The organism is Luteimonas sp. Soil_C_5 (assembly GCF_057656615.1).
The window spans coordinates 108,337-130,188 of record NZ_JBDGKA010000004.1 but is presented as its reverse complement, the minus strand read 5'-3'; the positions used below and the strand labels follow the sequence as shown (position 1 = coordinate 130,188).

Here is a 21,852-nt window from a genome sequence, read left to right as displayed (position 1 = left end):
GGGCGCGCGCCGTAGAATCCGCGGCATGCCGAATCCCCGACTGCCCGTTTGAATTCCCCGGATCCCGCCCTGCGTGCCATCGGCTGGCCGTTCGACGGGCCGCCGTCGGGCCCCTGGGCCGAGACGATGGCCGCGCATCCGGCCGCCGCACCGATGCGCGTGGTCGAACAGCACCGCTCCGGCTACCTGGTGGCCGCCGCGCCCGGCGAGGCGATCGCGGTCGAATCGCTGCCCGAGTGGCTGCGCCGCAGCGGCTACCGCAAGGGCACGATCGCGCCGGAAGACCGCGCCGCCGTCGGCGACTGGGTGCTGGTCGAGGACGGCAAGCGCATCGCCGCGATGCTGCCCCGGCGCAGCGCGATCAAGCGCGCCGCCGCCGGCGAGCATTACAAGCAGCAGCTGATCGCCGCCAACATCGACACCGTGCTGGTGGTCTGCGGCCTGGACGCGGACTTCAATCCGCGCCGCATCGAGCGCTACCTGCTGCTGGTGCAGGGCGGCGGCACGCCGGTGATCGTGTTGACCAAGGCCGACAAGCCCGAAGCCGACATCGACGCCGCGGTGGCGGCGCTGACCGAGATCGCCGGCCAGGGCGTGGCCGTGGTGCCGGTCAACGCTCTCGACCGCGACAGCGTCGATGGCCTGCACCGCTGGCTGGGCCCGGGTATGACCGCGGTGCTGGTCGGCAGCTCCGGCGCGGGCAAGTCCACGCTGACCAACAGCCTGCTCGGCATCCAGCGCATGAAGACCGCCGCGGTGCGCGAGACCGACGACCGCGGCCGGCACACGACCACGTACCGCGCGCTGATCCCGCTGCCGTCCGGCGCCTGCCTGATCGACACGCCCGGCATGCGCGAGCTCAAGCCCACCGGCGAGGAGGACCTGTCGGAGGGTGGCTTCGCCGACGTCGAGGCCATCGCCGCCGACTGCCGGTTCCGCGACTGCACCCACGGCGGCGAACCCGGCTGCGCGGTGCGCGCCGCGGTCGAGGGCGGCACGCTGTCGGCCAAGCGGCTGGGCAGCTATCTGAAGCTGCGCGACGAACTGGCGGGCGCCGCCGGCCAGCTGGCCCATCGTCTGGCGCACAAGGCCGAGACCACCCCGGCTCCGGGCAAGCCGGGCGGGCGTCCGGCACCGAAGACCGGCGGCCGGCCCGGCATCAAGCCGGCGCGTCGCGGATCGGACTGGACGCGCGACAGCTGAAGCGGATGCCGCGGCGCGATCGCCGCGGGCTTGCGGTTTCCGGGCATGCGTGTGGCGCCGGCGGAGATAACGGGTCGGGCTCGCGGCCAGGGCTGCGCCTCGGGATGGCACTGTCGAGTGGCGCCGTTGGCAACCCGCAGGCGCGAGCGCGCGATTCCCGGGAGACGGACAGAGGCACCCGATCGCGGCCAAGTCCGCTCCTGCAAAGGCTGCTCCTACAGATGCAGCCCGTCGGGATCGAGGCCGCATGGGGATGCAGGCGCGCGCTTGCGCGCGATGCTGGAAATGTCAGCTGCACCGAGTCGCTTCGCGATCACGGCCAAGGCCGCTCCCACCGCAGGCCGATCCAGCGGGGCGCAGCGAGCCGCCTGTAGGCGCGCGCTTGCGCGCGATGCTGGGGATGTCAGCTGCACCGAGTCGCTTCGCGATCGTGGCCAAGGCCGCTCCCACCGGAGGTCGATCCAGAGGGGCGTAGCGAGCCGCCTGCAGGCGCGCGCTTGCACGCGATTCACGGGCGCGCGTGCAGCCGGCGATGCGGAATTCCCGGCGAAGCCCGCATCCGCACACCGCTTCGCCCGGACCAGCCCGCGCCCCGGAATTGAAGCCCTCGTCCACGATCGGCTAGCGTGACCGTCTCGCCTGCGGAGTCCCGATGCCCGACGCTGCCGACATCGCCCACCACGCCGCGCTCGATGCGCGCATGGTCGCGGCCGCGCGCGGAATCCGGCTGCTGAGTCTCGCCAGCTGGTCGCCGCAGGTGCAGCAACGGTTCCTCACCGCGTTCGCCGGCGGCCGGCGCGTCCTGCCCGAGGTGGTCTATCCCGCGCTCGATTTCGCCGAGGCCCGGCGCGAACTCGATGCCATCGCCGCGGCCGCCGATCCGGATCATCCGCTGGGCGCGTACCTGCGCGATTCCACCCGCGCCTGGCACACCGCCGCGCAGCTGCTCGAAGCCCTCGGTACGCCGGCCGTGACCGCGCATTCGATCGCGCTCTACGGCCGTCCCGACACCCCGGTGCCCGGCGGCCTGGCGACCACCTGCGACGCCGCGCAGCACTTCATCCGCATCGCCGACGAACTCGATCCCGGTCTGCTGGCCGATGCCGGTCTCGATGCGCCGGCGTTGCAGGCGCAACTGCAGGCGGATCTGGATGCGTTCTTCGGCACACGCGTGATCGCGGTCGAACTCGATCCCGACATGATCGCCAAGGCCGCCGCGGGCGCGTACCGGCTGCGCCTGCGCGCCGACGCACGGTACTCGATCCACGATCGCGGCCAGCTGTTGCAGCACGAGGCCTTCGTGCATTCGCTGACCGCGCTCAACGGCCGCGAGCAGACCGTGCTGCCCAGCCTGGCGATGGCCTCGCCGCGCACCACCTGCACCCAGGAAGGGCTGGCGGTACTGGCCGAGCAGATCACCGGGCACATCGACATCAACCGCATGAAGCGCATCAGCCTGCGTACCGAGGCGATCACGCAGGCACTCGACGGCGCGGATTTCCTCGAGGTGTTCGACGTCTTCCACCGCGCCGGCCAGGACGCGGCGGAAAGTTTCGCCTCCGCCCAGCGCGTGTTCCGCGGCGTGCCGCTGACCGGCGGCCATGCCTTCACCAAGGACGCGGTCTACCTGCGCGGGCTGATCGACGTGCACACCTTCTTCCGCCAGTCGCTGGCGCAGCGCGCGTTGCCGCGGTGCCGGCAGCTGTTCGCCGGCAAGATGACGCTGGAGGACGTGCAGCGCTTCGCGCCGATGTTCGAGGCCGGTGCGATCGCGCCGCCGCGCTGGTTGCCGCCGTGGCTGGCGGATGCCGGCGGACTGGCCGGCATGCTCGCGTTCTCGCTGTTCGCCAACCGCATCCGGCTCGACCGGCTGTGACGCCGCGCTACAGGCCGAAGGTCGGCGCGGTGGCGGTCGAATGCAGCAGGCGCACGCTGTCGCCGAGCTGGTGTGGGCTGGCGCCGGCCAGCAGCGCCTGCAGGCCCTGACGGTCCGGGGCCAGCCCCGGCGCTAGACCGACCCAGGCATTGCGGCCTGCGGCCTTGGCCGCGTACAGGCAGCGGTCGGCCAGCGCGCTGGTCTGCTGCCAGTCGCCCAGTGCCGGCCATGTGGTCGAGAACGGCCAGGGCGCGAAGCCGATCGAACAGGTGATCGACAGCACCGCGCCGTGGCTCAGGTACATCGCCTCGCCGGCCACCGCGGCGCGGATGCGTTCGGCCAGGCGCGCTGCGCTGTCGGGATCGCCCAGACGCGTGACCAGCACGAATTCCTCGCCGCCCCAGCGCACCAGCAGATCGTCCTCGCGGCACAGCGTGCGCAGGCGCTGCGCGAACTGCACCAGCACCTCGTCGCCGGCCTGGTGGCCGTGGCCGTCGTTGATGCGCTTGAACGCATCGATGTCGATCATGAAGAAGTACAGCGTGTCGGCGCCGCCGCCGGCATCGAGCCGGTGCAGCACGCGGCCCGATTCGCGCGCCAGCCAGTCCTGCAGTTCGCGCCGGTTGGCGACGTGGGTCAGTGGATCGAGACGGTTGGCCGCGTCGAGTTGCGCGTTGCTCTGCTGCAGCTGCTGGTTGGCCTGCTCCAGCTGCGCGGTGCGCTCGGCGACGGTGCGGTTGAGCAGGTCCACCCGGTCGCGCTCACGGCGCACCGTGCGCCGCGTGCGCCGCGCCATCAGCGCCAGGCACAGCAGCAGCAACAGCGCATAGCCGAGATAGGCCAGCGGATGCCGCCACCACGGCGGCGGCATGTGGATGGTCAGCGTGCGCGATGCTCCGAACTGGCCGTCGCGGCCCGCGGCCTGCACGTCCAGCCGGTATCGGCCGGCCGGCAGGTGGTTGAGCGAGATCTCGGTGCGCGCCTGGTGCGGATAGATCCAGCCCGTGTGCAGGCCGTCGACCCGGTAGCGCAGCTGCGCCGCGGCAGGCGCGAGGAAGTCGATCGCGGTCATGCCGATGGTGAACACGCTGTCCTCGCTGCCCAGGGTGATCTCGGGCGCATAGACGATGTCGATCTCTCCGCCGAGACGGGCCTCGGCATCGGTCTGCCGGCTCAGCAGCTGCAGTCCGGTCAGCACCGGCCGCGCCGGCGCACTGCGCGGCGGCAACTGCAGCGGGGCGATCGCATCCAGGCCCAGGGTGCCGCCGAAGAACAGCAGCCCGCCCGGGCCGGCGAAGGCCGCGCCGCTGTTGTATTCCTGGTTGCGCAGACCGTCGCGGCGGCCGATGTTCTGGAAGATCCCGCTGGCCGGGTCGTACACGCTGAGGCCGAGGTTGGTGCTGACCCACAGGCGCCCGCCGGGGTCGGGCAGGATCCGGTAGACCACGTTGTTGGTCAGGCCGTCGCGTTCGTCGAGCACGGTCGAGGCGCCGGTGGCGCGGTCGATGCGGTACAGCCCGGCGCCGAAGGACCCGGCCCAGATCGCATCGCGGTCCACGTGCAGGCCCCAGATCGAACGGTGCAGGCCCGCGCCGCCGGGTTCCACCGGCACCAGCGCGCCGCCGCGCAGGCGCCACAGGCCGCGCGTGTTGGTGGCGACGAGCAGGCTGCCGTCGAAATCGCGCATCAGCGCGGTGATCATGTCGCCATCGAGGACGTCGAGCGCCGGATCCGCTTCGAGGTGCCCGTCGCGGAGGCGGCGCAGGCCGCTGCGGCTGCCGACCCACAGCAGGTCGTCCTCGCGCAGCAGGACATCGATGCGTGGATCGTCCAGCGCCGCGCCCGGTTCGAGCGTGCCGTCGGCGTGCAGCCGCCACAGTCCGGACATCGTGCCGATCCACCAGCCGTCATCGGCCGCCGGCACCACCGCGCGTACCGACACGCCGTCCAGCGCCGCGGCCGCCTGCCAGCTGCCTCCGATCCGGTTGCGCCGGTGCAGGCCGCTGTCGGTGCCCACCAGCACGTCGGTGCCGCCGCGCCAGATCGCACGCACGCTCTGGCTGGGCCAGTCGGCGGTCGCGCCCGTGCCGGCCGCATCCGGACGGATCACCGCCGCCAGTGGCCGCACCCGGTACAGGCCCGAGGTGTAGGTGCCGATCCACCACGCACCCGTCGCGGTCTGGTGGAAGCGGGTGATCGCGCTGCGCGGTGGCCGGTCGAAGCGCAGGCGCTGCGGGCGGGTCTGCCCCGGCGCCAGCTGGGCGACATCGCCATTGACGAAGCCGACCAGGATGCGGCCGTCGTCGAGCCGGATCAGCGCGCTGGGCACCACGCTGGCGCGGGTGTCCATTGCCCAGGCACGCAGCGGACGGCCGTCGGCATCCAGCCGGTGCAGGCCGTTGTCGGCGATCGCCCACAGGCCCTCGGCGCCGCTCTGCAGCCCCATGCAGCGGCGCGCGCCCGGGAGGGTCGACAGCGGCGCCAGGGCATCGCCGTCGACGGTCCAGAGCCGGCACGTCGCATCCAGTGCCACCGGGGCCGCGCGCGCGGCCGACCACTCCAGGCCGACCACTTCCGACGTCGTGCCCAGTCTGCGCACGCCGCTGACCTCGGCGTCGACGTGATCCACGCCGGCCTCGGTGCCCAGCCATGCGCCGCCGGCAGGATCGAGCAGGATCCGGGTCACGCGCACATGCGAGAGGCCGTCCTCGACGCCGAGCCGGCGGTGTTGCCAGGTCGGCAGATGCAGCACTTCGAGGCCGGCATCGTTGGTGCCCAGCCACATCCGCGTGCGCGCCGGCTCGAACGTCAGGCTTTCGATGCTGCTGCTGGCCAGCCCCGGCCCGCGCGCGCCCGGCTCCGGGTGGGCGCGGTAGGTGCGGAAGCGATGACCGTCGAACCGGTTCAGGCCGTCCTGCGTGCCGACCCACAGAAAGCCCTGGTCGTCGGCGGCCATGGCCGAGACCGTCATCTGCGACAGGCCTTCGTCGAGGCCGTAGACCTCCAGACTCAGCGGCGGCAGGGCGTCGTCGGTGGCCTGCGCGAAGGCCACGGGCGCCAGTGCGATCGATACCAGCGCGCCCGCCAGTGCCAGCCGCCACGACGCCCGGCCGGACACGCGCGACGCGGTCCGGCCGTCGGCGACGGCAGCAGTGGCAGGCTGGCGGCAAGGCACGTCGATCGGTTCTGGACTCGGACTCCCCGGTTGCGATTGTGCATGCCAGAAACGTGCCAGAGGGTCGGTCGCCGCGCGCGACCATGCCAGACTGTCGCCATGACGATTCCGACGATCCTGGTCGCCGACGATCACCCGCTGCTGCGTGCAGCGGTCCTGCATGCGCTGCGCGACGGTCTGGGCGAGCTGCGCGTGGTCGAGGCCGCCAGCGCCTCGGCGCTCGCGCCCGCGCTCGAGGCCCAGCCCGACATCGATCTGGTCCTGCTCGACCTCGCCATGCCCGGTGCGCGCGGTCTGTCGTCGCTGGTCTGGTTGCGCGGCGAGCGGCCGGAACTGCCGGTGGTGGTCATCTCCTCCAACGACCATCCGCGCATCGTGCGCCGGGTGCAGCAGTTCGGCGCCGCCGGTTTCATCTCCAAATCCGCGCCGGCCGAATCGATCGGCCAGGCGGTGTCCACGGTGCTCGACGGCGGCAGCTGGTTCCCGCCGCTGACCGCCGAGCGTTCGGAAGAAGACGCCCGGCTCGCCACGCGCCTGGCCCAGCTCACGCCGCAGCAGTTCCGGGTGCTGATGGCCGTGGCCGATGGCCTGCTCAACAAGCAGATCGCGCACCAGCTGGGGCTCGCGGAAAACACGGTCAAGGTGCACGTCACCGCGATCCTGCGAAAGCTCGAATGCAACAGCCGCACCCAGGCGGCGGTGCTGGTCAAGGCGCTGGAGCGCGAGGACGAGGCGTAGTCCGAACGCAACGCCCGGCATTGGCTGGGCCTCGCCGGATCGTCGCGTCGCGCTTCGAACAATTCCTGGGGATGGCCCTGATCCGGCGTTCGGGAACACAGGCCGCCGCCGCGCGCCGGGACGCCCGCACACGCGGACATCGGCATTCCCGCGCAGGCAGGGACCCGGGGACTTCGAGCGCGAGCACCGGGTCCGGGAAGCGCGAATTCCACTGACGCTCAGCGCGTGTCGGTGCACGCGCCGCCGCTGCCTCAATGCCCCCGCAAGCGCATCTGCATCATCAGCGCGCGCAGCGCCGGCGGGCGCAACGGCTTGGGCAGGAAGCCGTGTCCCGCCTCACGCGCCTGCGCGCGCAATGCGGGATCGGTGTCGCCGGTGACCAGGATCGCCAGCGGCGTCGTCCCCCAGCGCCTGCACAGCGCACTGAAGAGCACGGGGCCTGCGTGCCCGTCGGTGGAGGCGTCGAGCAGCACCAGATCCGGCGCGTTGCCGCGCACCGCCGCCGCCAGCGCGGCCTGCGGGCCGTCGGCGCGCTGGACGTCGCAGTCCCAGCGCTCGAGCAGTTGCCGGGTCGCGGCGCAGGCCAGGGCATCGTCGTCGACCACCCACACGCGGCAGCCGCGCAGCGGCGCGTCGTCCTCGGGCGGCACCGTCGTTGCGGGCGCCTCGACGACCGGCTGCACCGGTGCGTCGGCGCGCGGCACCGACACCCGGAACACGCTGCCGGTGCCGGGACGCGAGCGCAGATCGATACGATGGCCCAGCAGCTTGGCGATGCGGTCGACGATCGCCAGGCCCAGGCCGGCGCCGCGGTCGCCGGCGTTGCCGTCGTCGAGCCGCCGGAACTCTTCGAAGATCTCGTGCTGCCGGTTCGGCGGAATGCCCGGGCCGGTGTCGTGCACTTCGATCCACAGCCGGTCGCCGTGGCGGCGTACGCCCAGCACGATGCCGCCGCGCGCGGTGTAGCGCACGGCGTTGGACAGGAAGTTCTGCACCAGCCGGCGCAGCAGCATCGGATCGCTGCGCACCCAGGCCTGCGTCGCCACGTGGTCGAAGCGCAGGCCGCGCGCCTGCGCCAGCACGCCGGTCTCGCGGGCCAGGCCGTCCAGCAGCGGACCCAGCGCGAGGTCGCGCACGTCGGTGCGCAGCGTGCCGGTTTCCATCCGCGACAGGTCGAGCAGGCTCGCGAGGATGCCGTCCTGTGCCGACAGCGCGCCGTCGATGTTGTCGACGATCGCGCGCGTGTCGTCGTCACGCAGCCGCGCACGCAGGCCGGCGGCGAACATGCGCGCGGCGTTGAGCGGCTGCAGCAGGTCGTGCACCGCGGCCGCGGCGAAGCGGCCCTTGTAGCGGTTCGCGGCCTCGGCCTCGGCGCGCGCCTGTTCCAGATCGGCGGTGCGCTCGGCGATGCGCTGCTCCAGCGCGTCGGCCAGCGAGCGCAGGTCGCGCGCGGTGTTCTTGTACGAAGTGATGTCGGCGTAGCTGGTCACGAAGCCGCCCTCGGGCAGCGGATTGCCGCGGATCTCCAGCACCGTGCCGTCGGTCTTCTCGCTTTCGCGCATGTGCGGACTGCCGCTGCGCAAATGGTCCAGCCGGCGCTGGATCGCCTCTTCGACCGGTCCTGGGCCGAGCAGGCCGCGACGCGCGTTGTAACGGAACACGTCCTCGATCGAGGTACCCACCTGCACCAGCTCCGGCGGAAACCGGAACAGCTCGATGTAGCGCGCGTTCCAGGCCACGATGCGCAGGTCCGCGTCGATGATCACCACGCCCTGCGGCAGATGCGCCAGGCGCCGGCTGAGGCCGGTATCGGCTTCCTGCGCCGCGGCCACCAGGCCGTCCTGCGCGGTGCGCAGTTCCTCGGCGTGATGCCGCACCAGGGTTTCGAGTTCGGTGCGGCTGCGCCGCCGCAGCGAGCCCAGACGCAGCCGCTGCTGCGCGAACAGCAGCACGAACACCAGCGTCAGCCACGACGCGGCGCCGAACGCGGCGTACTGGCGCGCGGCCGCGGCCACGGGCGCGGCATCGTGCAGCAGGTGCAGGGTCCAGTCGGTGTCGTCGACCGGCGCGCGCTGCCACAGCCACAGGCCGGGCATCGCCGGGCGGTCGATGCGCACCAGCGCGCCGGCATCGCCGACTTCGCGCACCGTCTGCACGTCCAGCGGCAGCAGGCGCTGGGTGAGGTACTGGCGGGTCTGCGCCAGTTCGGCGCGCGCATCGGCATCCAGCGGGGCCAGCAACCGGTAGCGCCAGTCGACGCGACTGGCCAGGAACACCACGTCATGGCTGTCGCTGGCCAGCACGATGTCGCCGCTGCGCGGCCAGGTTTCCTCGATCGCCGACAGTTCGATCTTGATCGCGATGACGCCGATCGTGCGGCCGCTGTCGTCGCGCATCGCTTCCGACAGGAAGTAACCGGGCACGCCGGTGGTCAGGCCGATGCCGTAGAACCGGCCGCGACCGTCGCGCAGCGCCTGCTGCACATAGGGCCGGAACGCGTAGTCCTCGCCGACGTTGCTGCCGGTCTCGCGCCAGTTGCTGGCCGCGATCGCCACGCCGTCGGTGCCGATCAGGGTCAGCGTCGACGCCTGCGCGGTGTGGTTGGCTTCTTCCAGCCGCAGGTTCAGCCGGTGCCGGTTGGCGGCATCGACCGGCGCGATCACGCTCGCGCGCAGGTCCGGATCCAGCGCCAGCACCTGGGGCAGGGCGCGGTAGCGTTCGATGCGCTGGTTCACCGCCTGCGCGTGCAGCAGCAACTGCTGGGCCGACGTGGCCGACTCGTCGCGCAGCGCGCGGCGGCTGCCCTCGCGGTAGGCCAGCGCCGTGACCAGCACCAGCCCGCCACCGGCAAGCAGCAGCGTCAGTAGGAACGGGCGGAGTCTGGAACCGGGATGCATCGGCGACAGTGTAAAGGCGTGCCTGCGCGAGGCCGGGTGCGCGTGCCGCACGTGCAACACGCTGCGCCGGTCGCGCGCCGTGTCGGACGCGATTTCTCAAGGCCCCCGCAAGGCAGACCGCCATCCGCCGGATCGGCAGATGGCGGTGACACGCAGGCCCGGATCAGGCTTCGGCGAGCGCCGGCTGGCGTCGCGTCGCCGGCACCAGCCGGAACGTCGCGACCGCACGCGTGAGCTGCTGCGCCTGGTCGGCCAGGCTGCGCGCCGCGGCGGTGGCTTCTTCCACCAAGGCGGCGTTCTGCTGCGTGGTTTCGTCGAGCTGGATCACGGTCTGGTTGACCTGGTCGATGCCCGAGGACTGCTCCTGCGACGCGGCGCTGATCTCGGCCATGATCTCGGTCACGCGGTCGACCGAGGTCAGCACCTGCGCCATCGTGGCGCCGGCCACGGCGACCTGGCTGGAGCCTTCGCGCACGCGCGACACCGACTCGCCGATCAGCTGCTTGATCTCGCGCGCGGCCTCGGCCGAACGCTGCGCCAGCGTGCGCACTTCGCTGGCGACGACCGCGAAACCGCGGCCCTGCTCGCCGGCGCGTGCCGCTTCGACCGCCGCGTTGAGCGCCAGGATGTTGGTCTGGAACGCGATGCCGTCGATGACGCCGATGATCGCGCCGATGCGCGCGGAAGACGCGTCGATCGAGGCCATCGTCGCGACGACTTCCTCGACCGCGCGGCCGCCCTGGCCGGCGACGTCGGCAGCGCTGCGTGCCAGTTCATTGGCCTGGCGCGCGTGGTCGGCGTTCTGGCGCACGGTGGAGGTCAGTTCCTCCATCGAGGCCGCGGTCTCTTCGAGGTTCGCGGCCTGGCTTTCGGTGCGGCGCGACAGATCATCATTGCCGGCCGCGATCTCGCCGGCTGCGCCGTCGATCGACACCGCCGACTGCTGGATGCCGCGCACGACATCGGCCAGCTGCGACGCGGTGCGGTTGGCGTCGTCGGCCAGTCGGCCGAATGCGCCCTGGTAGCGCGCATCGACGCGCTGCGACAGATCCCCATCGGCGATCGCGGCCATGATCCGGCCGACGTCGGTCAGGCCGGCATCGGCCTGCTGCATCAGCCGGTTCAACGCTTCGATCATCTCGGCGAACGCGAAGCTGTAGCGGGATTCGTCGCCGCGTGCGCCGAAGTCGCCGCGCGCAGCCGCTTCGGCCAGCGTGGCGATTTCGCCATTGACCGCGCCCATGTTGGTTTTCACCGCATCCAGCGCTTCGTGCAGGCGCGCGCGCTGGCCGGGCAGGCGGCGCATGTCGCGGCTCAGGTCGCCTTGGCCGTACTCGTCCATGACCGCCATCGCATCGGCGATCGCGTCGAGATGTTCGAACACCACCGTGTTGACGCCGCGCGCCAGCGCGCCGTAATCGCCCGGGAAATCCTCCGGAATGCGGTGGCTGATGTCCTCGCCCTGCTGCAGGCGGATCATCGTGTTCATCTCGCCGTTGAAGCGCTGCAGCTGGTCCTGCATCTGGCGCATGCTGGCCATCAGCTGGCCGGTCTCGTCACGCGAGGTGATCGCGATCGGATTGTCGAAGCGACCCGACGCGATCGCTTCCGCCGTGCGCGTCGCGGCGCGCAGCGGCGACACGATGGCACTGCCGATCAGCCACGACAGGCCGATCGCCGCCAGGATCACCAGGCCGCCGAACAGCGCCAGCAGGCGGGTGAACACCATCGCCTGCTGCTGGATGTCGTCCGCGTAGACGCCCATCGCCACGATCCAGCCCCACTCGTCGAAGGACTGGGCGTAGCTGATCTTCTCGAACTGGCCCTCGTGGCCCGGCTTAGGGGCCCGGTAGCCGGAAAAGCCGTCGCCGGTCTTCACCGCGGCCAGGATGTCGCGATAGACGTAGTCGCCGTCTTCGGCCTGGTAGTCGCTCATGTCCGCGCCGACATCGCGGCTGGGATGCATGACGATCTTCAGCTCGGGATCGGCGATGAAGTAGTAGTCGGTGCCGTCGTTGGTGCGGATCGAGCCGAGCGCGCCGAGGGCCAGCGTCTGGGCCTGCTCGGTCGTGATCTGCCCGTCCCGCGCCTGGCTGGCGTAGTGCTCGACGATGCTCATCGCGGTTTCGATCTGGGTCTCGACGCTCTGCTTGCGCGCGTCGACCAGTTCCACGTACTGCAGCCGGGCCGCCGAGACGCTCAGCGCCAGGATGCCCAGTGCCAGCACCGCGCACAGCAGGATGAACTTGCGGGCGACCGGAAGATCGGCGAGGCGACGCTGGAGCGGAGCGAAGGGAGACATGGCGACAGGACCGGGGGAGACGAGTCCGGGGTATCGGCCGCAGGCGCGCGCGCTGAAGCACGCAGGGCATGAAGGCGCCGTGCATTCAGCGACAGGCCCTATGCAACGGGCCTGCATGTCGAAAAAAGTTGTCAGCCGCGCAGCAGCGTGTGCCCGGCGGCTTCGATGCGCGGGCGGCGCCGCACAGGGCGCAATCCGTGCACGCCCCGCATCAACAGCGTGAATCCCATGCGCGGCGCAGGGTCGTCACGACCCCGCGCGGTGTCAGCAGTCCGCGCCTGCGCACAGCGCACGGCGCGAACAGGACGACGCACGCCGGGGATGCCGGCGCACGTCATGACCCTCGATCAGAAGTGGACCTGCGCCCGCACTTCCATCGCATCCGGCGCCGAGCTGACGCCGTTGCGCGTCGCCCGTGCGCGGACGTAGTTGGCCTGCAGCTTCACGAACGGCGTCAGGTACCAGTTCGCACCGAAGGTCCAGTCGTGCTGGCGGCCGCCGGCGATGCCGCGGTCGTCGAGATCGAGCGTGCTGTAGCGCGCCGCCAGTTCCACCGCGCCGTAGCCGTTGGCCGGCTTCGGGTTGGCGACATTGCCGCTGGAATACGGACGGCTCTCGCCGGTCAGCAGCCAGCTGGCGGCGAGATAGCCGCCTTCGGCGGTGTAGTCGGGCAGGCCGGCGTCGCGGCCGATGTCGGCGCGCAGCAGTTCGCCCTGCATCGACACCGGACCGCGGATCCAGATGCCTTCCAGGCCCGTGCGGCGGATGTGGCCGACCGGCGCCAGATTGCCGGAATCGATCAGGCGCACATCGCTGAGGGCCGTGGCCGGACGGGCGCGCAGGCGCGCGTTCGGTTCGAATTCGACACCGCGGCCGTCGGTCCAGCCCTGCGGGTTCTCGCGCGAGGCCGCGATGCCGAGGTGCAGCACGTCGCCGGCGGACTTGCGCGGCGTCCACGCGGCGCGCGCGGCGTAGGTCTGGCCGGGGTTGTCGCCCTGCAGGTCCTGGCCGCCGTAGCCGCCGAGCTGGAGCAGCGCCTGATCGCGTTCGAGCGTCCATTCCACGCCGGTGCGGCGGCCCTGGTAGATCGCCTGGATCGGCGAGGCCAGTTCCATGAACGTGCCGGCGCGCGAGCTGGTCACGCCTTCCAGGCCGACCGGCACTTTCATGTAGCCGACGCGCAGCTTGCCGAGATCACGGCCGAAGAAGGCTTCGCTCTCGAAACGCACGAACACGTCCAGCCAGCTCTTCGATTCGAAATCGAAATACACCATCGCGTCCCACACGCCGTCCTGCTTCATCGTCGCGCCGAACTCGCGGCGGCGCATGCCGTTCTCGCTGCCAAGCTGCGGCGTGCCGCTGAAATCGGCGTGGTCCCAGGCGAAATTGCCGGTCGCGCTGAGGGTGATCTCGTTGCCGAAGGTCAGCTTCGGCGGCCAGGGCTGGGCCTCGACGGCCAGGGCGGACAGGGGGGCGCAGGCGCACAGCGCCAGCAGCGGAAGGACGGAATGGCGCATGGAATCCTCGGGGGAGGCGGCAGCGGCTCGCGGGGGCGATGGCGCTGCGGTGGACTGGGGGCGGTCTCGCGCGCGTGGGCGCGAAGCCGGAAGTCTAGGCGTCGGGGCGGGACGGCGCAGGCGGCCTAGTCCCAAAGTATTAGGCATGCGGCCGGTAACACCAATGCGCTATCGGCAGCCGCGGCCTGCCCGCGTAAAAAGCACTCCTGCATTCGATGCCGGCCTCGCCGCATCGGGGATTCCACCACGTGCCATCGGCATGTGCCGTACCTGCATCGCGTCATCGACCGGCCTGCCCGGTGCCGGCGCGCTGCCCCATCCGGACAGCGGGGGCTGTCCGCGCCGTGCATCGGCGACCCCCGGGCACTCCGCCCGATCCCGCCCCGGCGGACCGCTTCATCGAATCAACCGTGCGGGAGGGCACGACTATGACTTTCAACCGACGATACGCCGCCGCCTGGCTGGCGCTGCTGGCCGCCTGCGTGCTGGCGGCCCCGGCGATGGCCCAGCCGACCGGCAGCGTGCAGATGATGGACCTGTGGCCCGAAGGCCACCTGCCGCGCGTAGTGCAGGGCCCCGAGCTGGTGGGCAACGAGGGCAGCGCCATGGGCGCGGTCACCCGCGTCTCGCAGCCGCGCATGGAAATCCACCGCCCCGCGAATCCGAACGGCACGGCCGTGCTGATCCTCGGCGGCGGCGGTTATTTCCGCATCCAGATCGGCACCGCCGCGCGTCCGATGGCGCAATGGCTGACGTCGATCGGCGTGACCACCGCGGTGCTGTACTACCGCATGCCGGTCGACGGCTGGCCGGCGTCCGCGCCGTTCGCCGATGGCCAGCGGGCGATGCGCCTGCTGCGTGCGAACGCCGGCGAACTGGGCATCGACCCGGACAAGATCGGCGTCATGGGCTCGTCGGCCGGCGCCAATCTGGGCGGCATTCTGGCCACGCGCTTCGACCACGATTTCTACCCCGCGCTCGACGCCAGCGATCGCCTGCCGTCGCGCCCGGACTTCCTGGCGATGCTCTACCCGGTGGTCACGCTGAAGCCGCCGTACGACACCACGCGCAGCCGCCGCGAACTGGCCACGCAGTCCGACGCCGTCGAGGCCTATTCGGTGGAAAACCACGCGCGCAGCGACATGCCGCCGGTGTTCCTGGCGCACGCCGCCGATGACCGCATCGCCGACGTCAACCACAGCCTGCTGATGTTCCAGGCCGCACGCGCCAAGGACGTGCCGGTGGAACTGCACATCTTCGACCGCGGCGGCCACAGCTGGGGCCTGGGCCGGCCCGGCACGCAGGTCGCGCAGTGGCCACGCCTGTTCACCACCTGGGCGCGCGCGAACGGCTTCATGGCCGCGCCGCCGGTCAGCCTGCAGCCGCTGACCGGCGAGACCGCCGACCTGACGCCGCCCGCCCAGGACGACGACGCCGATTTCGAAGAAGACGGCGACTGAGCCGTCCACGCAACCGCACACCGGGAGAGACCACCGAATGAACCGCACAACCACTCGCGCGCTGGCCGCCGGCGCCCTGCTGGGCCTGGCCACGCTGCCCGCTCTGGCCGCCGACACCGCCACCGAAACCGAACTGCGTGAACTGATCCGCCTGCAGGCCGAGCAGATCCGTCAGCAATCCGCCCAGCTGCAGGCCCTCAACCAGCGCCTCGATGCGATGGGCGCGCCGGCCGTGGCCGCCGCCCCCGACGCGACCGGCGCCCCGATCGACGGCGTGCAGGCTCAAGTCGACGCCGCCGTCGCCGATACCCGCCAGGACGACATGGCGATCCTGCAGGCCCAGGTCGCGCAGATCGCGGCCGGCGGCGGTGGCGGCGGTGGCGGCAACGTCAGCTGGCGCCGCGGCGGACCGGAATTCCGCAACAGCGACCGCAGCTTCACCTTCAACCCGCGCGGCCGCGTGCTGGTCGATTTCTCGTCCACCCATGGCTCGAGCTTCGACACGCGCAACATCACCGGCACCAACCTGCGCCAGGCCCGACTCGGCGCGCAGGGCAACATGGGCCCGCTGGGCTACAAGATCGACGCCGAACTGTCCGGCAACACGGTCAGCCTGTCCGATGCCTACGTGCGCTGGAATACCCAGCTCGGCAGCATTCCGACCGAGTTCTACATCGGCAACAAGCTGAAGGATCGCGCGATCGATTCCAGCTCCACGCTGACCCGCACGCCCTTCATGGAACGCAACGCGGTCGCCAGCGTCGGCATGCCCGCCAGCGGCTACTTCGGCCTCGGCGTGCAGATGAAGATGATCGGCCAGAACTGGCACACCACCTTCGGCGTGACCGGCGACGACGTCGGCAACAGCGGCACCGAGAGCGATTCGCTGACCTACTCGTTCCGCGGCCACGTGAATCCGATCAAGCGTCCGGCCGGTTTCCTGCACCTCGGTGGCTGGTACGTGCACGAGGATTACGGCATCGACACCAACCGCATCAACCGCACGCCGCGCGTGGCGTCTCGCTTCAACGACAACGTCCGCGTGTCGGCCAGCGCGATCAACGACGTCACCGGCGAGCGCGTCTGGGGCGCGGAACTGGGCGGCACCTTCCGCAACTTCTGGGCCTTCGCCGAGACCAGCGAGACCACGCTGCAGTCGACCTCGGTCGGCAACGTCGACCAGAAGGCGCATTCGGCCTATGCCGGCTGGCTGATCACCGGCGAGCGTCCCGGCTTCAGCGCCCGCTCGGGCGTCTGGGGCACCACCCGCGTCGCGCGTCCGGTCACTGACGGCGGCATCGGCGCCTGGGAACTGGCCACCCGCTACGACAAGTACGACTTCACCGACGCCGCGCGCGGCGGCGAGGGCGATGCCTGGACGCTGGGCCTGAACTGGTACCTCAACAACTGGTCCCGCGTGATGTTCAACGTCGTGCGCTGGAATACCGACAACCAGGTCGGCGCCTACGCCGGCCAGGATTCGGGCCACACGTTCAACGTCCGCACCCAGGTGGTGTTCTGACCGGACGGCCCGGCCGGGCGCACCGGCCGGGCCGTTTCGTGTGCCGCGCCTGAAGCGGACCACACGCCCCAGTCCAGGGGCGAGCGCGGGGCGGGGTTAGAATCCTGTCCCGCGTCATTTTTTCCAGAGTAGATCCCCCGACGATGTCCAACGACGAATTCCGCCAGGCCGCCCTCGACTATCACCGCTCGTCGCCGCCGGGCAAGATCACCGTCAGCGCGACCAAGCCGATGCTGACCCAGCGCGACCTGGCCCTGGCGTATTCGCCTGGCGTCGCCTACGCCTGCGAAGAGATCGTCCGCGACCCCAACATGGCCAGCGAGCTCACCGCGCGCGGCAATCTGGTGGCCGTGATCTCCAACGGCACCGCGGTGCTGGGCCTGGGCGACATCGGCGCGCTGGCCGGCAAGCCGGTCATGGAGGGCAAGGGCGTGCTGTTCAAGAAGTTCGCCGGCATCGACGTGTTCGACATCGAGGTCGACGAGCGCGACCCCGACAAGCTGGTCGAGATCATCGCCAGCCTCGAGCCCACCTTCGGCGGCATCAACCTCGAAGACATCAAGGCGCCGGAATGCTTCATCGTCGAGCGCAAGCTGCGCGAGCGGATGAAGATTCCGGTGTTCCACGACGACCAGCACGGCACCGCGATCATCGTCGGCGCGGCGATCGTCAACGCGCTGGAGATCGCCGGCAAGACGCTCGACACCGTGAAGCTGGCGACCACCGGCGCCGGCGCGGCGGGCATCGCCTGCCTCGACATGCTGGTGGCCCTGGGCCTGAAGCCCGAGAACATCCTCGCCTTCGACCGCGACGGCGTGATCCACAGCGGCCGCACCGATCTCGACGACGCCAAGGCGCGCTACGCGCGCGACACCGACAAGCGCACGCTGGCCGAGATCCTCGACGGCGCCGACGTGTTCCTGGGCCTGTCGGCCGGCGGCATCCTGAAGCCGGAAATGGTCGCGGCGATGGCGCCGAATCCGGTGATCCTGGCGCTGGCCAATCCCTATCCGGAAATCATGCCGGAGGACGCCAAGCGCGTGCGCCCGGACGCGATCATCGCGACCGGCCGCAGCGACTACCCCAACCAGGTCAACAACGCGGTCTGTTTCCCGTACATCTTCCGCGGCGCGCTCGACGTCGGCGCGACCGGCATCAACGAGGCGATGAAGCTCGCCTGCGTGCACGCCATCGCGCAGATGGCGAAGGAAGAATCGAGCGACCTCGGCAGCGCCTATGGCGAGGAAATTCCGAGCTTCGGCCGCGACTACATCATTCCGCGCCCGTTCGACCCGCGCCTGCTGACCGTCGTCGCCCCGGCCGTGGCGCAGGCCGCGATGGACTCGGGCATCGCGCTGCGTCCGATGGAGGACATGCGCGCCTACCGCGAGAAGCTGGGCCAGTTCATCCACCGCACGGGCCTCGTCATGAAGCCGGTCTACGACCGCGCGCGCGGCGACCGCCAGCGCGTGGTCTACACCGAGGGCGAGGAAGAAGTGGTGCTGCGCGCGGTGCAGACCGTCGTCGACGAAGGCCTGGCCACGCCGATCCTGATCGGCCGCCCCGACGTCATCGAGATGCGTATCAAGCGCTTGGGCCTGCGCCTGCGCGCGGGTGAGGATTTCGAACTCACCAACATCAACGACGATCCACGCTTCAACGAATACTGGCAGCACTACCACGCGCTGACCTCGCGTCGCGGCGTGACGCCGGAATCGGCGAAGAACCTGCTGCGTTCGCGCCCGACGCTGATCGCCGCGATCATGGTCGACCGCGGCGAAGCCGACGCGATGATCACCGGCATCGTCGGCCGCTTCCACAAGAAGCTGGGCTACGTGCGCAGCGTGCTGGGCCTCGACCCGGGCCTGCAGAGCACCTCGGCGATGACCGGCGTGGTCAACGACCAGGGCCTGTGGTTCTTCCTCGACACCCACGTGCAGCCGGACCCGACCGCCGAGCAGATCGCCGAGAGCACCATCCAGGGCGCCTACCGCCTGAAGCTGTTCGGCATCGAGCCCAAGATCGCGCTGCTGTCGCATTCCAACTTCGGCAGCCACGACGATCCCAGCGCCCGCAAGATGCGCGAGGTGCGCGAGATCCTCGTGCGCCGCGCGCCCAAGCTGGAGTTCGACGGCGAGATGATGGGCGACACCGCGTGGGACGAGACGCTGCGCCGGCGCATGCTGCCCGAGACCACGCTCAGCGGCCGCGCCAACCTGTTCGTCTTCCCGAACATGGACGCCGCCAACATCACCTACAACATGATCCGGGTGATGACCGGCGGCGCCGCGCTGGGCCCGATCCTGATGGGCGTCAACAAGCCCGCGCACATCCTGACCCCGTCGGCCACGCCGCGCCGGGTGATCAACATGACCGCGATCGCCGCGGTGGATGCGCAGATCCGCAAGGCGCAACTGGCGGACTGAGGTCCGCGCGCGCTGCGCTGATGGAAACGAAACAGGCCGGTGCACTGCACCGGCCTGTTTCATGTTGCGAACGTGTCGACCGCGCCGTTCAGACCGTCGGCAGCACTTCGCGCACCGCGTCCGGCAGCCGGTCCAGTTCGTCCTTGTAGACCAGGCCGTCGCCGACCGGCAGCTCTTCGCCGGGCATGCCGATCGCCGAGCCGGTCAGGAACAGCACCGGCACGCCCGGGCGCAGGGCGCGGGTGAGTTCCAGCGCTTCGGCGCCGGAGAAGCCGGGCAGGTTGACGTCCGACAGCAGCAGCTGCGGCGCGAAGGCCTGCAGCGCCTCGCGCAGCCCGGCCTCGCCGTGCACCGTGCGCACGTCGACCGCCAGGCCGGCATCGGCCAGCGCCAGTTCCGTCAGTTCGGCGTCGTCGCGCGAATCGTCGAGGATCAACACGCGCAGGCGGCCATCCGGTGCCGCCGTCTCGTCAGGCGTCATGCGCTTATTCGACGTCCGGCACTTCGTTGAGCACGGCCCAGAACTTGCCGAGCGTGCGCACCGCGTCGAAGAACTGGTCCACGTCCACCGGCTTGACGACATAGGCGTTCACGCCCAGGTCCCAGCTGCGGGCGAGATCGCTTTCCTCGCGCGACGACGACAGGATCACCACCGGCATGCGCTTGAGCGTTTCGTGGTCGCGCAGCTGCTTGAGCACTTCCAGACCGTCCATGCGCGGCATCTTGATGTCGAGCAGCAGCACCGCCGGGTCGCCCTCGGGACGGTCGGCGAACTTGCCGCGGCGGAACAGGTAGTCGATCGCCTCGACGCCGTCCTCGACATGCACGATCGGGTTGGCGAGGTGGGCCTCGCGCAGCGCATCGATGGCCATCTCGGCATCGTGCGGGCTGTCCTCGGCGAGGAGGATCGTGCGGATTTCGCTCATGTCAGTGGGTTCCGGTGGTCGTGGAAGCACCCGAGTCCTGACCGGACGCGGGCAACGTGAAGAAGAAGGTGGCGCCCTGGCCTGGCGCGGCCTCGGCCCAGATGCGGCCGCCGTGGCGACCCAGCACGCGACGCACGCTGGCCAGACCGACGCCGGTGCCGGGGAACTCGCTGGCCGAGTGCAGGCGCTGGAACACGCCGAACAGTTTGCCCGCGTACTGCATGTCGAAGCCGGCGCCATTGTCGCGCACGCTGAACTGATAGCCACCCTCGTCCAGGCGCGTGCAGTCGACGGTGATCTGCGCCGGCTCGGTGGCGCTGCTGTACTTGACCGCATTGCCCAGCAGGTTCATCCACACCTGGCGCAGCATGTTCTCGTCGCCGACGACGATCGGCAGCGGCGCCACCGACCATTCGATGCGGTGGTCCGGATTCTCGGAATGCGCATTGCTGTCCAGCATCGCCCGGGTGTCGGCGACCATCGACTGCAGGTCCACGCTCTGCAGGCGCATCGCGTTGCGGCCCAGGCGCGAATACACCAGCAGGTCGTCGATCAGCGCCGACATGCGCCGCGCCGACGAACCGATGACGTTGAGGTAATGCGTGCTCTTCTCGTCGACCTCGTCGCCGAGGTGGCGGCCCAGCTTGTCGGCGAAGCCGGCGATGTGGCGCAGCGGCGCGCGCAGATCGTGGGAGACCGAATAACTGAAGGCCTCCAGCTCGCGGTTGACGTCCGAGACCTGCTCCACCTTGCCTTCCAGCTGCTGGTTGAGCTCGCGGATCTGGCGCTCGCTGATGCTCTGCGCGGTGACGTCGGACGCGGTGATCAGCGCCACCGCATCCTCGCGGTCGGGCAGGGGCATGCGCCGGGCGTTGATCAGCATCGTGCGCTCGACGCCGTCGGCGGTCGGCTGGCTCAGCGTGTAGTCCCACAGCTCGCGGTCGCGGGCCAGCACGTCGTGCAGCCGGCGCAGGGTGTCCTGGTTTTCCCAGGCGCCGCCGCCCAGTTCGGCCAGACGGCGCCCGCGGGCGTCCTCGTCCACGCCGTAGAGTTCGGCGAAGGCGGCGTTGTGCATCACCACGCGCTGCTGGGCATCGATCAGCACGATCGGCTCGCGCACCGTGTCCAGCACGGCCACGGCCCGGTTGCTGGCCTGGCTGGCCTGGCGTTCGGCGCTGACGCGACCGCTCTGCTGGCGCAGCGCGAAGTAGCTGGCGCCCAGCAACAGCAGCAGCTGCACGATCATCGCCGACCAGCTGGCCATCGTGGCGCGGCGGTTGGCGGCGTCGGCGTAGGCCTTGCGGTCCTGCAGCAGGTCTTCCTCGGCGGCCACGATGTCCTGCACCAGCCGCTGGATCGGGTACAGGACGATCATCTCGTCGATCTGTTCGTAGGTCGCGTCCTCGGCCGCGGCCACCACGATGTCGATCCGGCCCAGCCGCAGCTCCAGCGTATTGCGCAGCGCGCCCAGCCTGGCCTGCTGCTCGGGATTGTCGCGGGTCAGCACCAGCACCTGGTCGAGATTGGGCAGCGCCCGCTCGCGGGCGTCCTCGATGCGCTGGCGCAGCAGCGGCGTGTCGATGCCGCGCGTACGCGCGATCGCCGCGCCTTCCAGGCTGCGCGCATCGGCCGACACCCAGTGGATCAGGGTCTGCACTTCGCGCGTGTGGATCACCGCCGTGGTCGCTTCTTCGGCCTCGGTGGTCGCATTGCGGATGATCAGGAACGGCCCGATCACGATCAGCGCGATCGCCACGGCAAGCACGGGCGTGCGCCAGCGACTGAAGGGCGAGGTGGCGGAAAAGGGCAT

13 protein-coding genes are annotated in these 21,852 nt (G+C 70.7%); 6 read left to right on the top strand and 7 right to left on the bottom strand.

The window, feature by feature from the left end; translation table 11 throughout:
- The first annotated feature begins 48 nt into the window (after positions 1–48).
- Together rsgA and AC3A5K_RS12415 are read left to right on the top strand one after the other, a co-directional pair.
- Positions 49–1,203 (top strand): ribosome small subunit-dependent GTPase A, encoded by a 1,155-nt coding sequence (rsgA, locus tag AC3A5K_RS12420; RefSeq protein WP_487617856.1) that lies wholly within the window; start codon positions 49–51, stop codon positions 1,201–1,203.
- Between the two features lie 652 nt (positions 1,204–1,855).
- Positions 1,856–3,079: a peptidase MATCAP family protein gene (locus tag AC3A5K_RS12415; RefSeq protein WP_487617855.1), complete on the top strand. Its 1,224-nt coding sequence runs from the start codon at positions 1,856–1,858 to the stop codon at positions 3,077–3,079.
- A gap of 7 nt (positions 3,080–3,086) precedes the next feature.
- Here AC3A5K_RS12415 and AC3A5K_RS12410 read toward each other — a convergent pair whose 3' ends face one another.
- A complete protein-coding gene (locus AC3A5K_RS12410) occupies positions 3,087–6,197 on the bottom strand; it encodes a diguanylate cyclase domain-containing protein (protein WP_487617854.1) in 3,111 nt (1,036 codons plus the stop codon).
- Positions 6,198–6,353: 156 nt separating this feature from the next.
- Between AC3A5K_RS12410 and AC3A5K_RS12405 the strand changes: the two genes are divergently transcribed.
- Positions 6,354–6,992, top strand: coding sequence for a response regulator (locus AC3A5K_RS12405; RefSeq protein WP_487617853.1), 639 nt, complete (start codon positions 6,354–6,356; stop codon positions 6,990–6,992).
- A gap of 251 nt (positions 6,993–7,243) precedes the next feature.
- Here the strand turns inward: AC3A5K_RS12405 and AC3A5K_RS12400 are convergent, their stop codons facing one another.
- The 3 genes from AC3A5K_RS12400 to AC3A5K_RS12390 all read right to left on the bottom strand — a co-directional run bounded on the left by AC3A5K_RS12400 (position 7,244) and on the right by AC3A5K_RS12390 (position 13,708).
- On the bottom strand, positions 7,244–9,889 hold the full coding sequence (locus AC3A5K_RS12400; protein WP_487617852.1) for a hybrid sensor histidine kinase/response regulator: 2,646 nt from the start codon (positions 9,887–9,889) through the stop codon (positions 7,244–7,246).
- Between the two features lie 163 nt (positions 9,890–10,052).
- Positions 10,053–12,191, bottom strand: a complete 2,139-nt coding sequence (locus AC3A5K_RS12395; RefSeq protein WP_487617851.1) for a methyl-accepting chemotaxis protein — start codon at positions 12,189–12,191, stop codon at positions 10,053–10,055.
- A 347-nt stretch (positions 12,192–12,538) separates the two neighbouring features.
- Positions 12,539–13,708, bottom strand: a complete 1,170-nt coding sequence (locus tag AC3A5K_RS12390; RefSeq protein WP_487617850.1) for an OprO/OprP family phosphate-selective porin — start codon at positions 13,706–13,708, stop codon at positions 12,539–12,541.
- 428 nt (positions 13,709–14,136) lie between these two features.
- Here AC3A5K_RS12390 and AC3A5K_RS12385 point away from each other — a divergent pair, with 428 nt between their 5' ends.
- The 3 genes from AC3A5K_RS12385 to AC3A5K_RS12375 all read left to right on the top strand — a co-directional run bounded on the left by AC3A5K_RS12385 (position 14,137) and on the right by AC3A5K_RS12375 (position 19,116).
- The gene (locus tag AC3A5K_RS12385; RefSeq protein WP_487617849.1) at positions 14,137–15,168 is read left to right on the top strand and encodes an alpha/beta hydrolase; all 1,032 of its coding nucleotides are present in this window, start codon (positions 14,137–14,139) and stop codon (positions 15,166–15,168) included.
- 37 nt (positions 15,169–15,205) lie between these two features.
- Complete coding sequence (locus AC3A5K_RS12380; RefSeq protein ID WP_487617848.1) at positions 15,206–16,690, top strand: OprO/OprP family phosphate-selective porin; 1,485 nt, start codon at positions 15,206–15,208, stop codon at positions 16,688–16,690.
- Between the two features lie 143 nt (positions 16,691–16,833).
- Complete coding sequence (locus AC3A5K_RS12375; protein WP_487617847.1) at positions 16,834–19,116, top strand: NADP-dependent malic enzyme; 2,283 nt, start codon at positions 16,834–16,836, stop codon at positions 19,114–19,116.
- An 88-nt stretch (positions 19,117–19,204) separates the two neighbouring features.
- Here the strand turns inward: AC3A5K_RS12375 and AC3A5K_RS12370 are convergent, their stop codons facing one another.
- Genes AC3A5K_RS12370 through AC3A5K_RS12360 form a run of 3 tightly spaced genes read right to left on the bottom strand, consistent with a single transcriptional unit; the run spans position 19,205 to position 21,852 of the window.
- Positions 19,205–19,597, bottom strand: coding sequence for a response regulator (locus AC3A5K_RS12370; RefSeq protein WP_487617846.1), 393 nt, complete (start codon positions 19,595–19,597; stop codon positions 19,205–19,207).
- Between the two features lie 4 nt (positions 19,598–19,601).
- A complete protein-coding gene (locus AC3A5K_RS12365) occupies positions 19,602–20,042 on the bottom strand; it encodes a response regulator (protein ID WP_487617845.1) in 441 nt (146 codons plus the stop codon).
- Between the two features lies 1 nt (position 20,043).
- Positions 20,044–21,852, bottom strand: coding sequence for a sensor histidine kinase (locus AC3A5K_RS12360; protein WP_487617844.1), 1,809 nt, complete (start codon positions 21,850–21,852; stop codon positions 20,044–20,046).

Bases quoted from the DNA above. Each gene is read 5' to 3' on its own strand.
- AC3A5K_RS12360 (WP_487617844.1), bottom strand. From the start codon at position 21,852: ATGCCCTTTTCCGCCACCTCGCCCTTCAGTCGCTGGCGCACGCCCGTG.
- AC3A5K_RS12380 (WP_487617848.1), top strand. From the start codon at position 15,206: ATGAACCGCACAACCACTCGCGCGCTGGCCGCCGGCGCCCTGCTGGGC.
- AC3A5K_RS12405 (WP_487617853.1), top strand. From the start codon at position 6,354: ATGACGATTCCGACGATCCTGGTCGCCGACGATCACCCGCTGCTGCGT.
- AC3A5K_RS12415 (WP_487617855.1), top strand. From the start codon at position 1,856: ATGCCCGACGCTGCCGACATCGCCCACCACGCCGCGCTCGATGCGCGC.
- AC3A5K_RS12390 (WP_487617850.1), bottom strand. From the start codon at position 13,708: ATGCGCCATTCCGTCCTTCCGCTGCTGGCGCTGTGCGCCTGCGCCCCC.
- AC3A5K_RS12370 (WP_487617846.1), bottom strand. From the start codon at position 19,597: ATGACGCCTGACGAGACGGCGGCACCGGATGGCCGCCTGCGCGTGTTG.
- AC3A5K_RS12385 (WP_487617849.1), top strand. From the start codon at position 14,137: ATGACTTTCAACCGACGATACGCCGCCGCCTGGCTGGCGCTGCTGGCC.
- AC3A5K_RS12365 (WP_487617845.1), bottom strand. From the start codon at position 20,042: ATGAGCGAAATCCGCACGATCCTCCTCGCCGAGGACAGCCCGCACGAT.
- AC3A5K_RS12395 (WP_487617851.1), bottom strand. From the start codon at position 12,191: ATGTCTCCCTTCGCTCCGCTCCAGCGTCGCCTCGCCGATCTTCCGGTC.
- AC3A5K_RS12375 (WP_487617847.1), top strand. From the start codon at position 16,834: ATGTCCAACGACGAATTCCGCCAGGCCGCCCTCGACTATCACCGCTCG.
- AC3A5K_RS12400 (WP_487617852.1), bottom strand. From the start codon at position 9,889: ATGCATCCCGGTTCCAGACTCCGCCCGTTCCTACTGACGCTGCTGCTT.